The organism is Pelagibacterium lacus (assembly GCF_003345525.1).
Taxonomy (GTDB): Bacteria; Pseudomonadota; Alphaproteobacteria; order Rhizobiales; family Devosiaceae; genus Pelagibacterium; species Pelagibacterium lacus.
In genome coordinates, this window is the sequence record NZ_QQNH01000004.1 from 61,139 (window position 1) to 74,400 (window position 13,262).

Annotated in this window: 17 protein-coding genes and 1 tRNA gene; 10 read left to right on the plus strand and 8 right to left on the minus strand. The window is 64.7% G+C overall.

Annotated elements, in window-relative coordinates:
* Positions 1–36: 36 nt before the first annotated feature.
* Genes DVH29_RS04330 through DVH29_RS04360 form a run of 7 tightly spaced genes read left to right on the plus strand, consistent with a single transcriptional unit; the run spans position 37 to position 5,859 of the window.
* Positions 37–1,428, plus strand: coding sequence for a Do family serine endopeptidase (locus DVH29_RS04330; protein ID WP_114644936.1), 1,392 nt, complete (start codon positions 37–39; stop codon positions 1,426–1,428).
* Positions 1,429–1,443: 15 nt separating this feature from the next.
* The gene (locus tag DVH29_RS04335) at positions 1,444–2,772 is read left to right on the plus strand and encodes a replication-associated recombination protein A (protein WP_114644937.1); all 1,329 of its coding nucleotides are present in this window, start codon (positions 1,444–1,446) and stop codon (positions 2,770–2,772) included.
* 56 nt (positions 2,773–2,828) lie between these two features.
* Positions 2,829–3,065, plus strand: a complete 237-nt coding sequence (locus DVH29_RS04340; RefSeq protein WP_114644938.1) for a ribbon-helix-helix protein, CopG family — start codon at positions 2,829–2,831, stop codon at positions 3,063–3,065.
* On the plus strand, positions 3,065–3,349 hold the full coding sequence (locus DVH29_RS04345; RefSeq protein WP_114644939.1) for a type II toxin-antitoxin system RelE/ParE family toxin: 285 nt from the start codon (positions 3,065–3,067) through the stop codon (positions 3,347–3,349). Before DVH29_RS04340 ends, DVH29_RS04345 begins: the two co-directional genes overlap by 1 nt.
* 52 nt (positions 3,350–3,401) lie before the next feature.
* The gene (locus DVH29_RS04350; protein WP_114644940.1) at positions 3,402–4,406 is read left to right on the plus strand and encodes an RluA family pseudouridine synthase; all 1,005 of its coding nucleotides are present in this window, start codon (positions 3,402–3,404) and stop codon (positions 4,404–4,406) included.
* Entirely contained in the window at positions 4,403–5,074 is a 672-nt protein-coding gene (locus DVH29_RS04355) for an HAD-IA family hydrolase (protein ID WP_114644941.1), read from the plus strand. The genes DVH29_RS04350 and DVH29_RS04355 overlap by 4 nt, the downstream gene beginning before the upstream one ends.
* Complete coding sequence (locus DVH29_RS04360) at positions 5,074–5,859, plus strand: ATP12 family chaperone protein (protein WP_114644942.1); 786 nt, start codon at positions 5,074–5,076, stop codon at positions 5,857–5,859. Before DVH29_RS04355 ends, DVH29_RS04360 begins: the two co-directional genes overlap by 1 nt.
* A gap of 83 nt (positions 5,860–5,942) precedes the next feature.
* Here DVH29_RS04360 and folK read toward each other — a convergent pair whose 3' ends face one another.
* The 6 genes from folK to lipB all read right to left on the minus strand — a co-directional run bounded on the left by folK (position 5,943) and on the right by lipB (position 10,461).
* Positions 5,943–6,389, minus strand: a complete 447-nt coding sequence (folK, locus tag DVH29_RS04365; protein WP_114644943.1) for a 2-amino-4-hydroxy-6-hydroxymethyldihydropteridine diphosphokinase — start codon at positions 6,387–6,389, stop codon at positions 5,943–5,945.
* Positions 6,389–6,775 (minus strand): dihydroneopterin aldolase, encoded by a 387-nt coding sequence (gene folB / locus DVH29_RS04370; RefSeq protein WP_114644944.1) that lies wholly within the window; start codon positions 6,773–6,775, stop codon positions 6,389–6,391. The genes folK and folB overlap by 1 nt, the downstream gene beginning before the upstream one ends.
* 19 nt (positions 6,776–6,794) lie before the next feature.
* Positions 6,795–7,643: a dihydropteroate synthase gene (gene folP, locus DVH29_RS04375; RefSeq protein ID WP_114644945.1), complete on the minus strand. Its 849-nt coding sequence runs from the start codon at positions 7,641–7,643 to the stop codon at positions 6,795–6,797.
* A complete protein-coding gene (rimO, locus tag DVH29_RS04380) occupies positions 7,640–8,986 on the minus strand; it encodes a 30S ribosomal protein S12 methylthiotransferase RimO (RefSeq protein ID WP_114644946.1) in 1,347 nt (448 codons plus the stop codon). The genes folP and rimO overlap by 4 nt, the downstream gene beginning before the upstream one ends.
* Positions 8,987–9,168: 182 nt before the next feature.
* Positions 9,169–9,666: a DUF4282 domain-containing protein gene (locus DVH29_RS04385; protein WP_114644947.1), complete on the minus strand. Its 498-nt coding sequence runs from the start codon at positions 9,664–9,666 to the stop codon at positions 9,169–9,171.
* Between the two features lie 60 nt (positions 9,667–9,726).
* A complete protein-coding gene (lipB, locus tag DVH29_RS04390; RefSeq protein WP_114645062.1) occupies positions 9,727–10,461 on the minus strand; it encodes a lipoyl(octanoyl) transferase LipB in 735 nt (244 codons plus the stop codon).
* Between the two features lie 60 nt (positions 10,462–10,521).
* Here lipB and DVH29_RS04395 point away from each other — a divergent pair, with 60 nt between their 5' ends.
* From DVH29_RS04395 to DVH29_RS04405, 3 genes are all read left to right on the plus strand, one after another.
* Positions 10,522–10,755, plus strand: coding sequence for a FliM/FliN family flagellar motor switch protein (locus tag DVH29_RS04395; RefSeq protein ID WP_114644948.1), 234 nt, complete (start codon positions 10,522–10,524; stop codon positions 10,753–10,755).
* 112 nt (positions 10,756–10,867) lie between these two features.
* Positions 10,868–10,954: transfer RNA gene (locus tag DVH29_RS04400), tRNA-Leu, on the plus strand.
* Between the two features lie 186 nt (positions 10,955–11,140).
* Positions 11,141–11,773 carry a L,D-transpeptidase gene (locus DVH29_RS04405; RefSeq protein WP_114644949.1) on the plus strand — a complete coding sequence of 211 codons (633 nt, stop codon included), beginning with the start codon at positions 11,141–11,143 and terminating at the stop codon, positions 11,771–11,773.
* Here DVH29_RS04405 and DVH29_RS04410 read toward each other — a convergent pair.
* Both DVH29_RS04410 and DVH29_RS04415 read right to left on the minus strand, forming a co-directional pair.
* A complete protein-coding gene (locus DVH29_RS04410; protein WP_114644950.1) occupies positions 11,760–12,320 on the minus strand; it encodes a DNA-3-methyladenine glycosylase in 561 nt (186 codons plus the stop codon). The genes DVH29_RS04405 and DVH29_RS04410 overlap by 14 nt on opposite strands.
* A 15-nt stretch (positions 12,321–12,335) precedes the next feature.
* Positions 12,336–13,112 (minus strand): GGDEF domain-containing protein, encoded by a 777-nt coding sequence (locus DVH29_RS04415; RefSeq protein WP_114644951.1) that lies wholly within the window; start codon positions 13,110–13,112, stop codon positions 12,336–12,338.
* Between the last annotated feature and the right edge of the window lie 150 nt (positions 13,113–13,262).

Here is a 13,262-nt window from a genome sequence, read left to right on the forward strand (position 1 = left end):
CTTTCGAAGGCGCGTCCAACCTGTTGGAGTTTCAGCATGTTTCGCCCCATGATTTTCGCCGTCGCCCTTGCGCTGCTTCCCCTCGCCGCCCATGGGCAGGCCGAGCGGCAGGTGCCCCAGAGCACCGGGCAGATCCAGCTCTCCTACGCGCCGGTGGTGGCCGAGGTGGCGCCAGCTGTGGTCAATGTCTATGCCACGCGGGTCGAGCAGGGCAGGACCTTGACCGGCGATCCGTTCTTCGACCGCTTCTTCGGCACCTCGCCCTTCTTCCAGCAGCGCCCGCAGACGTCGCAATCGCTGGGATCGGGGGTGATCGTGGCGGAAGACGGCATGATCCTCACCAACAACCATGTTGTGGCGGGCGCCACCGATATAAGGGTGGTGACCAATGACGGGCGGGAATATCCGGTTCGCCTCGTTCTGGCCGACAGCGCCAGCGATCTGGCGGTGCTGGCCATCGAGAACGCCGATCGCGTCTTTCCCACGGTGGCCTTCGCCGATTCCGACCAGCTCGCGGTCGGCGATCTGGTTCTGGCCATCGGCAATCCGTTCGGCGTCGGGCAGTCGGTGTCCAGCGGCATCGTTTCGGCGCTGGCGCGCACCGGCATGGGCATCACCGACTATCAGTTTTTCATCCAGACCGACGCGGCGATCAATCCGGGCAATTCCGGCGGCGCGCTGGTCGACATGAACGGCGATCTCGTGGGCATCAACACGGCCATATTCACCCGCTCGGGCGGCTCGCAGGGCATCGGCTTTGCCATCCCGTCCAATATGGCCCGGGTCATCGCCACAGCGGGCGCGGCGGGCGGGGAGATCGTTCGCCCGTGGTTCGGCGCGCAGATGCAGATGCTCGACGCGGACCTTGCCGACAGCCTGGGCCTGGATACCCCGCGAGGCGCCCTGATCACCGAGGTGGCGCCCGATGGGCCGGCGGCACGGGCCGGGCTGGATTCGGGCGATGTGGTCACCGCGATCGATGGCGTAGCGGTGCAAGACCCCGAGGCCCTCAACTACCGCATCGCGACCAAGCCGGTGGGCGAGACGGCGGCCTTGACGGTCTGGCGCAACGGGAGCGAGATGACGGTCGATATCGGCCTTGCCGCCCCGCCCTCGACATCGGACCGCGAGGTCGCCATATCCGGTAATACACGCTTTGCCGGCGCGACGGCGGCGGCGCTGAGCCCGGCTCTGGCGCAGCGCCTGGGGCTCGGCTTTTCCACCCAGGGCATCGCCATCGTCACGGTGGAGCCCGGCAGCCCGGCGCAGCGTCTGGGCCTGCAGGCAGGCGATATCATTCTTGCCCTCAACGGCATGGAGATTCGTGATATCGAGACGTTCCAGTCCCTCGCCGCCCAGCGGCCCCGGGCCTGGGAGATCGTCATCCAGCGGGGAGGGCGCATGATCCGCTCCATCGTTGGCGGCTAATACAATGAGAGACCGATGAGCGATTTGTTTCCCGAGGACGTCCCGTCCTTGCGTCCCCATGAAGAACCTGCCGGCGATCGCCCGCTGGCCGATCGGTTGCGTCCGCGCTCCCTCGACGATGTGATCGGCCAACAGCACATCATCGGCCCGGAGGGGACGTTGCGGCGCATGCTCGGTTCGGGGCGGCTGGGTTCGCTCATCCTGTGGGGCCCGCCGGGGACCGGCAAGACCACCGTGGCCCGGCTCTTGGCCGACGCGGTCGATTATCGCTTAGAGCAGATATCGGCGATCTTTTCCGGGGTGGCCGATCTCAAGAAGGTTTTTGAGACCGCGCGGACGGCGCGCCGAGCCGGGCAGCGCACCTTGCTGTTCGTGGACGAAATCCACCGCTTCAACCGCGCGCAGCAGGACAGCTTTCTTCCCGTCATGGAAGACGGGACGGTGGTGCTGGTCGGCGCGACGACGGAAAATCCCAGCTTCGAGCTCAATGCGGCCCTGATGAGCCGGGCGCAGGTGCTGAAATTTGTCAGCCTGGATGCCGATGACCTCGCCGCCCTGGCCCAGCGCGCCGAGGGCGAGCTCAAGCGCAGCCTGCCGCTCGACGCGGATGCGCGCCAGACCCTGATCGGGCTTGCCGATGGCGACGGCCGGGCCTTGCTCGGGCTGATCGAGGAGATCGTGGCCTCGACCCGGCCTGACGAGATCCTCGATCCGGCCGGTCTTGCCCGTCTCGTCCAGCGGCGTGCTCCGATTTATGACAAGTCACAGGACGGGCACTACAATCTGATTTCCGCCCTGCACAAGACCGTGCGCGGATCGGACCCGGATGCGGCGCTCTATTATTTCGCGCGCATGATCGATGCGGGCGAGGACCCCATGTATCTGGCGCGGCGCCTGATCCGCATGGCGGTCGAGGATATCGGCATGGCCGATCCGCAAGCCCTCCCCATCGCCACTGCAGCCAAGGACGCCTATCACATGCTCGGCTCGCCCGAGGGCGAACTGGCGCTGGCCGAGGTGGTGGTCTATCTCGCCACCGCACCCAAATCGAACGCCCTCTACAACGCTTACAACCGCGCCCTGGCGCTGGCGCGGAAGACCGGATCGCCCACCCCGCCCATGGCCATTCTCAACGCACCGACCAAGATGATGAAATCGCAAGGATATGGCGAAGGCTATATCTACGACCACGACACGCCGGAGGGATTTTCGGGGCAGGAATATTTCCCCGAAAAGATCGGTCGCCAGGATTTCTACAAGCCCGTCGAGCGCGGCTTCGAGCGGGAAATCCGCAAGAGGATGGACTATTTCGGCAAGCTGAGGGCGGCGAAGCGGGAGGGGTGATCCGGCGAAATGGTGAGGGACTTCCAATCGTTCCACACACGCGCCATATTAAGGCCATGGCGATCACACTCGACATTTCGGAAAACCTCAAGGCACGCGTCGACGCGATTGCCCGCCGTTCGCGTCTCTCGGCATCCGAGGTTATCGCCGATGCGCTGGAGAACGGCTATTCCCTCGAATGGCAGGAGCAATATCTCGACAGGGTGGAAGCCGGCCTGGCCGCGGCCGATGCGGGCAGTTTTGCCTCCGAAGAGGAGATCGAGCGCGTCCGTAATAAATATCGCCGGGACTGATGCGGGTCCGATGGACGCGCCCGGCACTCGAGGATATCGAGGCCATCGAGGACTATATTGCAGCTGATAGTCCCGCAGCAGCCTTCCGGCTTGTCGACAAGCTCATCGATCGTACGGAAAACAGCCTTCGCCATGCGCCTTCATCGGGGCGTCCCGGCCGGATAGCCGGAACGCGCGAACTGGTATTTGCCGACATGCCTTATATCGTCGTTTATCGGGTAAAGGAGGGTGCCGATATCCTTGCCGTCCGGCATGCGGCAAGAAGGTGGCCCGATAGCATGTGACGTGGCTGGATTTTCCCGCTAGAACCGCCGCGAACATCAAGAGGATTTGGCGATGAGCGGCGTGCAGTTGCGGGAAGTGGCGCGGGATGAGGACGGGATGCGGGTGGATCGCTGGTTCTCCATCCATTTCGCGCATCTGTCCTTCGGGCGGTTGCAGAAGCTGTTGCGCTCCGGGCAGGTTCGGGTCGACAGCGGACGCGTGCAGACCAATACGCGGCTCGCCGCCGGCCAGGTGGTGCGCGTGCCTCCGCTCGGCGAGGCGCCGCCGCCCTCCGCCGATGCCGCCCCCCGCATCAATGAAAAGGACGCAGCCTTTCTGCGCGACCTGATCCTTTACGAGGACGACGATCTCTATGTGTTCAACAAGCCCCATGGCCTCGCCGTGCAGGGGGGCTCGGGCACCAAGCGCCATCTCGACGGCATGCTCAAATCGCTGCCCAACAAGAAGGGCGAGGCGCCGCGGCTGGTCCATCGCCTCGATAGGGATACCTCCGGCTGCCTGCTGGTGGCCAAGACCCGCGCGGCGGCCAGCCATTTCGGCACGGTGTTCCGGTCGCGGTCGGCCCGCAAGATCTATTGGGCGGTGACCGTGGGCGTCCCCAATCCGCGCCAGGGGCGGATCTCGTGTTTTCTCGCCCGCCAGGCGACCCAGGACGGGGAGCAGATGGTGGTTGTCGAGAACGGAGCCGAGGGTGCCCAGCATTCGGTCAGCTATTATTCGGTGACCGATACCGCCGCCAACCGCTTCGCCTGGGTGACGCTCAAGCCGGTGACCGGCCGCACGCACCAGCTGCGCGTGCACATGATGGAACTCGGAACGCCGATCCTCGACGATCCGCGCTACAACACGCTCGACAACTGGAACTGGGAGCGGCCCGAGGAACTGGGCCAGGGGCTGCACCTGCATGCCCGCCGTCTTGCCCTGCCTCTGCGCAGCGGCAAGCGGCTCGATATCACCGCGCCGCTGCCCGCGCATATGAAGGCGAGCTTTGACACGCTGGGCTTCGATGCCAACCAGTATGACGCCCAGAACGTCGATCCGGAGGACGACGCATGACGCCCGAACCGCGCCTCATCATGTTCGACATGGACGGCACACTGATCGATTCCGGGGCGCTGATCGCCGAGCACATGGCGGCGACGTTTCGCGACCATGGCCTTCCCGAGCCGACGCGGGCCATGTCCTATTCGATCATCGGCCTCACGCTGGAGCTGGCCATGGAGACCCTGGCCGGCTGTGATGCGGAAACCGCCATCCTCATGGCTGGCACCTATCGCCGACACTACCGCGCCATGCTGGCCGAAGGGCAGCGCCACGAACCGCTCTATGACGGCGCGCTGAGCGCGCTGGCGCGGCTGCGGGCCCAGGACCATTCGATCCTCGGCATCGCCACCGGCAAGGGCCTCGAAGGGGTCAACCGCATCCTGGCCTTGCACGCGATCGCCGATCATTTCGTGACGCTGCAGACCCCCGATCACAATCCTTCCAAGCCGCATCCGGGCATGATCCTGCGCGCCTGTGCGCAGACCGGCATTGACCCCGAAGCGACGGTCATGGTCGGGGACACCAGTTTCGACATGCAATTGGGCCAGGCCGCCGGGGCGAAGACGGTCGGCGTCACCTGGGGCTATCACGCCCGGGTTGCCCTCGAGGAGGCGGGCGCCCATATCATCATCGAAGACTATGCCGATCTCGACGATGCCATCGAAAAGGTTCTCAACTGATGCGCGATTTTCTCGAAGACGCCCTCCAGCATCTGGACGCGGGCGCCGGCCGCCAGCAGCGTGACCGCCTCGTCGAACTGCCCAAGCGGTTCTACACCTTGGTGGAGGTCGAGGAGCGGGACGGCGCGTTCGTCGTGACCCTCGACCGGCGCGTCACCAAGACGCCAACCGGCAAGACTGTCTCGACTTCTCATCGCGATCTCGCCGCGAAGATGCAGGCGGAATGGGCCGCGCAGGGCGAATACATCGCTCCCGACAGCATGCCCCATGTCAAGCTGATCAACTCCGCCGTCGAGGGCGGGGAGGAAGCGCAGCCGGCGCTGGTCGACGAAGTGCTCAAATATGCGGCCAACGACCTGCTGCTCTATCGCGCCGACAGCCCGCGCGAACTCGTCCGGCGCCAGGAAAAGGTCTGGGACGACGTTCTGGTGCGGCTGGCGCGGCATTTTTCCGTCAGTTTCCAGCCCACCGTCGGCATCCTCCACAAGGAGCAAAGCCCGGACATGCTGGCGCGGCTGCGCGCGTCCATCGCACCCCTCCATTTCGTCCCCGCCACGGCTATGGTGTCGGTCACCGGGCTGACCGGGTCGGGCCTGTTGGCCATCGCGCTCCATGCGGGCCTTGTCGATCGCGACGCCGTCTGGACGGCCGCTCATGTGGATGAGGACTACCAGATTTCGCTGTGGGGCGAGGATTTCGAGGCGGCGGAAAAGCGCCGGCAGCGGCGGCGGGAGTTCGATGCGGCGGCCAATGTCATCAACTTCTTAGAGCGATTCCCGATCTGATTGAATCAGATCGGCGCTCTAAGCTATTGTTTTGTCGCGTTTCCGAACCGAATAAGTGGCGTCCACTTATTCTGGAAACGCTCTTAGGCTGAAGACGTCCCAATCCGATTCACCAGCCAGTCGGCGATGTCGGGCGCGATTTCGCGCAGCGGCGTCAGCACGAAATCGCGTTGATGGGCGTAGGGATGGGGCAGGGTGAGCCGTTCGCTCTCCATCTCGAGCCGATCATAGGCGATGAGGTCGATATCGATCACCCGCGGGCCCCATTTCTCCAGCCGCACGCGCCCGATCCCGGCTTCGGTGGCAAGGCAGAAATCGAGCAGGTCGAGCGGCGACAGGCCGGTTTCGATCAGCAGGGCCGCGTTGTGGAACTCCGCCTGATCGGTCTTGCCCCAGGGCGGGGTGACGATGACGCTGCTCTCGGCCAGCACTTCGATGTCGGGATGGGCGGCGATCGCGGCGCCGGCCAGCGCCAGTTGCCGGGCGGGGTCACCCTGGTTGGCGCCCAGCGCCAGAACGGCCTTCGGCATCAGACCTGCCCGCGGCTGCGCACGATCTCGATGGCCGCTTCCCCGGCGACGATGGGCAGCGGGGCTTCGGGCTTGCGCACCTTGATGCGGATCCATTCGAGCCGCTCGAAGCGTTCGAACAGGCGCGTGATGATGTGGTAGCCCAGCGCCTCGATCAGCTTGAAGCGTTTTTCCTCGAAGGCCTCTTTCACGAGATCATAGATATGGGCGTAGGAAATGGTGGCGCCGACATCGTCGGTCCGGGCCGCCTCGTCCATGTCGAGGCCGAGTTCGAGATCGATGCGGAAACGCTGGCCCAGCGCGTTCTCCTCCATCATCACGCCGTGATAGCCGTAAAAGGCCAGTCCGGCCAGGACGATGCGGTCTTTATCGGCATACTGGGTCACGTTCGGGTCCCTTGGTGGATCAGGCGCCAGAGGGCGGACCATAGAGCGTGGCGGCGGCCACGCGCAAGGCGTCGCGATTGGCGCGCACGTCATGCACGCGGAAGATGTGCCCGCCCTTGCCATAGCCCAGCACCGATGTGGCGATGGTGCCGAAGAGTCGGTCCTTGGGCGGCACGTCGAGCAGGTTGCCGATCATGCGCTTACGGGAGGTTCCGACCAGAAGCGGGAATCCCAGGGCAAGAAGCTCGTCCAGGCGATTGAGAAGGCTGTAGTTTTCCTCGGTCGATTTGGCGAAGCCGAAGCCGGGATCGATGATGATGCGGTCCCTGGCTACCCCGGCGGCGGCGGCGATGGCGAGCGAGCGCTCCAGCCAGCGGGTCATTTCCGCGATCAGGTCTCTGGCCGTGTCGCGCTCGGTGTCCCAATGCATGACGATAACCGGCACGCCGTGATGGGCGGCGACATCGGCGATCTCGGGATCGCGCTGCAATCCCCACACATCGTTGATGATCCTCGCCCCGGCCTGCACCGCCTGGTCGGCGACCAGTGCCTTATAGGTGTCGATGGAGACGGGGAGGGGAAAACCCCGCTCGGCCAGCCCGTCGAGAACCGGCATCACGCGGTCGAGCTCTGCCTGCACGCCTACTTCTTCCGAGCCGGGGCGGGTGCTTTCGCCGCCGAGGTCGAGGAGATCGGCGCCTTCCGCGGCCAGCAGTTCGGCATGGGCCAGCGCGGCGTCGCGGGCGGCAAAGTCGCCGCCATCGGAAAAGCTGTCCGGCGTCACATTGAGAATGCCCATGACCAGCGCGTCGCGGCCGAGCCGGAGCGGGCCGCCGCGCATGGGAATCTCATGGACGCTGTGGGTCACTGCATCGTTCCGGCCGGTACCGCATAGAGGTCGTATTCGTCGGAATCGACCACGGTGACCGGGATCATATCGCCCGGCTTGATGCCCGTGGCGTTCTCGACGAAGACATTGCCGTCGATATCGGGGGCATCCCATTGCGAGCGGGCGATGACGCGTTCGTTCTCGGGCTCCACATCGTCGACCAGTACATCGATGGTGCGCCCGACCTTGGCGGCCAGCCGTTCGGCGGATACCGACTGCAACGCTTCCATGAGGCGCCCATAGCGCTCCTGCTTGACCGCGTCGGGGATTTCGGCGAGCCCCAGATCATTGGCGCGGGCACCGGTCACCGGCTCGTAGGGGAAGGCTCCGGCGCGGTCGATCTTGGTCTCGTGCACCCAATCGAGCAGCATCTGGAAGTCTTCTTCGGTCTCGCCGGGAAAGCCGACGATGAAGGTCGAGCGGATGGCGAGGTCGGGGCAGATCTCGCGCCATTTGCGGATGCGGTCGGCGGTCTTTTCCTGATTGGCCGGGCGCCGCATGGATTTGAGCACCTGGGGGCTGGCATGCTGGAAGGGAATGTCGAGATAGGGCAGGATCACCCCGTCCGCCATCAGCGGGATCACATGGTCCACATGGGGATAGGGGTAGACGTAATGCATGCGCACCCAGGCCCCGAGCTGCCCCAGTTCCTGGGCCAAGGTCTGGAAGCGCGCTTCCACCTGCCGGCCGCGATAGGGCGAGGTGGCGTATTTGATGTCCACGCCATAGGCCGAGGTGTCCTGGGAAATCACCATGATCTCCTTGACCCCGGACTTGACCAGCCGCTCGGCTTCATAGAGCACCGAGGCGATGGGGCGCGAGACCAGGTCGCCGCGGATCGAGGGGATGATGCAGAAGGTGCAGCGATTGTTGCAGCCTTCGGAAATCTTGAGATAAGCGTAATGGCGTGGGGTGAGCCGCAGGCCCTGTTCCGGCACGAGGTCGACAAAGGCGTTGGGGACGGGCGGCACGGCCTTGTGCACGGCCTCGACCACCGCCTCGTACTGATGCGCGCCGGAGATCGCCAGGACCCCCGGATGCGACTTGCGGATCAGCTCTTCCTCGCCGCCCAGGCAGCCGGTGACGATGACGCGGCCGTTCTCGGCCATGGCCTCGCCGATGGCGTCTAGGCTTTCGGCCTTGGCGCTGTCGAGAAAGCCGCAGGTATTGACGATCACCGCGTCGGCGCCTTCATAGGAGGGCGAGAAGCTGTAGCCCTGGGCGCGCAATGTGGTGAGGATGCGTTCGGAATCGACCAGGGCCTTGGGGCAGCCCAGGCTTACAAGACCGATCTTGGGGGCGTTCTGCATTGGTGCGCTCATGGCGTGCACCTTGTCCTTTATCGTGGCGAGAGTGCCGAAAGCGCCGTGCCGGAGGGACGGCGGCGATCTGGATACCGATCTCGCGTGAATTTGCGCGTGTCATACCGCAACGCGCGCAAAGGTCAATCATTGCGCGCGTCAACCCAGCCATGCCGGAGTCACATGCAAGTGAATGATTAGCTCTATGGCTCTGGCTTTTCGGTCGGCGTCGGAGTGTCCGCACGGGGCATTACCGCAGGCTCTTCCGCCACCGGCTGGGCTGGCCGGGACGCGGGCGTTGACGGCGGAGGAGCGGGAGGCGTGACCGGGCGGTCGTCGTCCTCGGTCTCTGCCAGGTCCTCGATCGCATCGCGCACGTCATCGAACAGCGAACCGCGCGAGGCCGGGGGCGTATATTCCTCCGGGTCGGTCGCATGCGTCCCGAAATAGACGAGGACCGCCTCGCAGACGATGCGCAGCACGACGAGGGCAAGCAGGCCGTAGACGGCGATCTCCAGCAATCCCCACAGGCCGCTGCCAAAGCCGAAGCGGAAGGTGCCGAAAAAATGCGCCACGGCCCACAAAAGGATGGCGGCCAGGCCGAGCAGGTACAAAATCCGCACCAGCTTGGGCGCGATGATGCGGTTGAGGTTGAACACCACATTGCCGGTGGCCAGTTTTCGCAGATCGTCCATCTTCATGGGCCAGGTCCTTGCACGGGGGAATCGGAAAGCCGCATCGGTGCGGCGAGAGTGTCGCGCTCACAGCGCACTGGCAAGCCTCACGCAACCAAAGTGGCGCTCGAATGTCGCCTTGAGCACCGAATCGACCTCGCTCATCGATACGATATGGCCCAGGTCCTCCAGACTCGTCACCCCGTGCTGGCTGATGCCGCAGGGGACGATGCCGGAATAATGGTCGAGATCGGGGGCGATATTGAGCGAAATGCCGTGAAAGCTCACCCAACGGGAGACGCGCACGCCGATGGCGGCGATCTTGTCTTCGATGAGAGGGCCCTTTTCCGGCCGCCGCACCCATACCCCGATGCGCCCGTCGCGTTTCTCGCCGGTGATGTTGAAGGCGGCGAGGGTATCGATGACCCAGTTTTCCAGCCCGGAGACGAGGCAGCGTATGTCGCGCCCGCGCTCGCGCAGGTCCAGCATCACATAGACCACCCTCTGGCCGGGGCCGTGATAGGTATATTGCCCGCCCCGCCCGGCCGCGAACACGGGAAACCGGTCGGGGGCGAGAAGGTCGCCGGCCCGGGCCGAAGTGCCGGCCGTATAGAGCGGAGGGTGCTCGACCAGCCACACGGCCTCGTCGGCCGCACCCTCGGCGATGGCGCGGGCCCGGGCCGTCATGGTTTCGAGCGCCTCGGGGTAACCGACCAGCCCTTCGGAAATGAACCATCTGGCCGGCCGTGCGTCGGCCCGCAGCAGTTTTGGCGCGCTCGCGCAGGAGGGGTCGGCAGTCTGTCTTAACGCTTCGCTAACCATGCTCATTCAATGTCCACATCCATAGGCCGAACGGCCCGAAGGCGATTGAACCAGACCGTGATGAACACCCTCGATACCATCGAAATCGACGTCTCCGTGGAGCTCGGCGCCGCGACCATGCCGATACATTATCTCCTGCGCATGGGGCGGGGCGCCGTGATCGAGCTCGATGCGTTCGAGAATGATCCCATGCGCATTTATGCCAACAACACGCTGATCGCCAAGGGCGAGGTTCAGGTCGATGACGGCCAGTTGCATGTGGTGGTGACCGAAAAGGTCATCAAGCCCGCCTGACAGGGTGTTCGGAACTTTATCCTCAAAACGCCAAATATCACTTGAGGGTTGGGGAAGGTTTTGCTACATGCAGCCTCGCTTCGCCCCCAGGGCAAGGCATTCCCCAGACAGTGCGGTCGTGGCGGAATTGGTAGACGCGCAGCGTTGAGGTCGCTGTGGGGTAACTCCCGTGGAAGTTCGAGTCTTCTCGACCGCACCATCTCTTTCCCAGCCAGCATTGCGCCTTGGGCCATCATCTCCGGTGTTGCGGATTTGCAGCACAGGCGGGGCTTGTTTTTCGTTTTTGCCGCTCCGGCCGCCCGAGAGCCGAATTATGGTGAGCGAAGTTTTAACCCTTATGGTTAATCTTCGTCTCATTGTTGATTCTGGTTTGGGTAGATAATCGATGAGTCTGACGCGACGCGGGTTTCTTGTAGGGCTGCCCCTTCTGCTTGCTGCGTGCTCCACGCGCACCACTACCACGTCTACCGTTTCGATGATCAGCGCTTATGGTCCAATCGCCGATGATCGCTTTCCGCTTCCGGGGCTCAACGCGCGGCTGATCCAGCCGCATCTGCGCCGCCAGGAAGTGGACTATGAAAGCAGCCATGCCAAGGGCAGCCTGGTCGTCGATACGCCCAACAAATATCTCTACTACATCCTTGGCAATAACCGGGCGATCCGCTACGGCGTCGGGGTCGGGCGCGAAGGCCTGGCGCTGCGGGGCAATGCCTATGTGGGCCGCAAGGCGGAATGGCCGAGCTGGACGCCGACCCCCAACATGCTGCGCCGCGATCCCGAGGCCAACGGCCCGTACCGCAACGGCGTGCCCGGCGGCCCGAACAATCCGCTCGGTGCCCGGGCGCTCTATCTCTACCGCAACGGCAATGACACCATGTTCCGTATCCACGGCACCAACCAGCCGCAATCGATCGGGCTGGCCATGTCGTCGGGCTGCATCCGCATGCTCAACCACGATATCATCGATCTCTATGAGCGGGTGTCGAGCGGGGCGCGGGTGCTGGTCATCCAGGCCTGAGCGGGCGGCTAAGATAGGGGCTTTCCGCCAAGGCGAACCGCCAGGGCGTCTCGACCCCCTTGGTGATCCCGATACGCGGGCCGCGCGCCACGGTGACATTGGCCGCCGCCGGCCGGAAAACGAAGGGCGGTTCGGCGATCGAGCGCCCGTCATGGCTGAGATCGATGGCCAGGGCCTGGGTCAACCGGCCCGGACCGGCACAGAGCAGCCGCTCGGCCATGCCGCCGCGGCGGGCCTTCATGGCCTCGATGCCGGCAGTGGGCACCAGCGCCCGCAGCAGCACCGCGCTGCCCGGCCGGCACACGATATTGGCGCACCAGTGGATGCCGTAGCTGCGATAGACATAGATCGTGCCGGGCACCGAGAACATCGCCCTGTTGCGCGGCGTCGGGCCGCGAAAGCTGTGCGAGGCCGGATCGTCCGGCCCATAGGCTTCCACCTCCACCAGCCGTCCGCCCACGCCGTCGACCAGGAACTCGGCGCCGATCAGGCGTTCGGCGACGAGATGGGCCGCATCATCGAAATAGGTTAGGGAAAATCCGCTCATCGGCGGAAGATAGTGTCAGGGCTCGGCGAATGCCAGGGTCGGGGACTTGGCCTCGAAGCCCGTCAGCCGCACGCAATTGCGTCCTTCGCGCTTGGCGAGATAGAGCCGTTCGTCGGCCTGCGGAAACAGCAGGGAGAAGCGCGCTTCGCCGTCGAAGACCACCCCGCCGACGCTCACCGACAGCGTATGGCGCTCGCCATTGGCGGAGAAGGGCACCGCCTCGACCGAGCGCCGCAGGCGTTCGGCCACGGCCTGCGCGGCCGAACGGTCGACGCCAGGCAGGAAGACGCCGAATTCCTCCCCGCCCAGCCGGCCAACGCTATCCCCGGCCCGCACCGCCGAGCGGATGGCCTGCGCCATGGCAGCGAGGGCCGTGTCGCCGTGCTGATGGCCGAAGCGGTCGTTGATCTCCTTGAAATGGTCGGCATCGACGATCAGGAGCGCCCCATAGGGGCATTTGCCGGCCGACAGCAGGCTTTCGATGCGCAGGTCGACCATTTCGGCGAAGGCGTTGCGGTTGAGGCAATTGGTCAGCCCGTCGGTTGCCGCGACCACGCCGAGCCGGCGATTGACCGCCGCCAGTTCGCACAGCTTGAGCGAGAAACACAGAAACAGCGGAATGCCGAGTATCGAGGGGACGACGATCGCCGCCATCATGGCGCGGTAGCGTATATCGGGCAGGTCGCCGGCAAAGGCGATGCCGTTATAGGCGACGGCTATGGTGATGCAGAGCAGGGGTCCGCACAGGGTCCACAAGCCGATACGATACCAGTCCTCTACCATCACCTTCATCGCCGCCTCCGAGGGTTGGCGGCGAGCCTCCCATGGCGATCGATAAGGATGGCCTGCCGGGGCGATCGGAAAAAATACATATAAGCGTGCTGAATTCGCCTGCGCACTTCCTCTCGGCCGTTTCGAGTCGGCCGCTGGAGTGTTATCAGA

Coding starts and splice junctions, on each gene's coding strand:
- DVH29_RS04330 (WP_114644936.1), top strand. CDS start 37: ATGTTTCGCCCCATGATTTTCGCCGTCGCCCTTGCGCTGCTTCCCCTC.
- DVH29_RS04335 (WP_114644937.1), top strand. CDS start 1,444: ATGAGCGATTTGTTTCCCGAGGACGTCCCGTCCTTGCGTCCCCATGAA.
- DVH29_RS04340 (WP_114644938.1), top strand. CDS start 2,829: ATGGCGATCACACTCGACATTTCGGAAAACCTCAAGGCACGCGTCGAC.
- DVH29_RS04345 (WP_114644939.1), top strand. CDS start 3,065: ATGCGGGTCCGATGGACGCGCCCGGCACTCGAGGATATCGAGGCCATC.
- DVH29_RS04350 (WP_114644940.1), top strand. CDS start 3,402: ATGAGCGGCGTGCAGTTGCGGGAAGTGGCGCGGGATGAGGACGGGATG.
- DVH29_RS04355 (WP_114644941.1), top strand. CDS start 4,403: ATGACGCCCGAACCGCGCCTCATCATGTTCGACATGGACGGCACACTG.
- DVH29_RS04360 (WP_114644942.1), top strand. CDS start 5,074: ATGCGCGATTTTCTCGAAGACGCCCTCCAGCATCTGGACGCGGGCGCC.
- folK (WP_114644943.1), bottom strand. CDS start 6,389: ATGCCGAAGGCCGTTCTGGCGCTGGGCGCCAACCAGGGTGACCCCGCC.
- rimO (WP_114644946.1), bottom strand. CDS start 8,986: ATGAGCGCACCAATGCAGAACGCCCCCAAGATCGGTCTTGTAAGCCTG.
- DVH29_RS04385 (WP_114644947.1), bottom strand. CDS start 9,666: ATGAAGATGGACGATCTGCGAAAACTGGCCACCGGCAATGTGGTGTTC.
- lipB (WP_114645062.1), bottom strand. CDS start 10,461: ATGGTTAGCGAAGCGTTAAGACAGACTGCCGACCCCTCCTGCGCGAGC.
- DVH29_RS04395 (WP_114644948.1), top strand. CDS start 10,522: ATGAACACCCTCGATACCATCGAAATCGACGTCTCCGTGGAGCTCGGC.
- DVH29_RS04405 (WP_114644949.1), top strand. CDS start 11,141: ATGAGTCTGACGCGACGCGGGTTTCTTGTAGGGCTGCCCCTTCTGCTT.
- DVH29_RS04410 (WP_114644950.1), bottom strand. CDS start 12,320: ATGAGCGGATTTTCCCTAACCTATTTCGATGATGCGGCCCATCTCGTC.
- DVH29_RS04415 (WP_114644951.1), bottom strand. CDS start 13,112: ATGAAGGTGATGGTAGAGGACTGGTATCGTATCGGCTTGTGGACCCTG.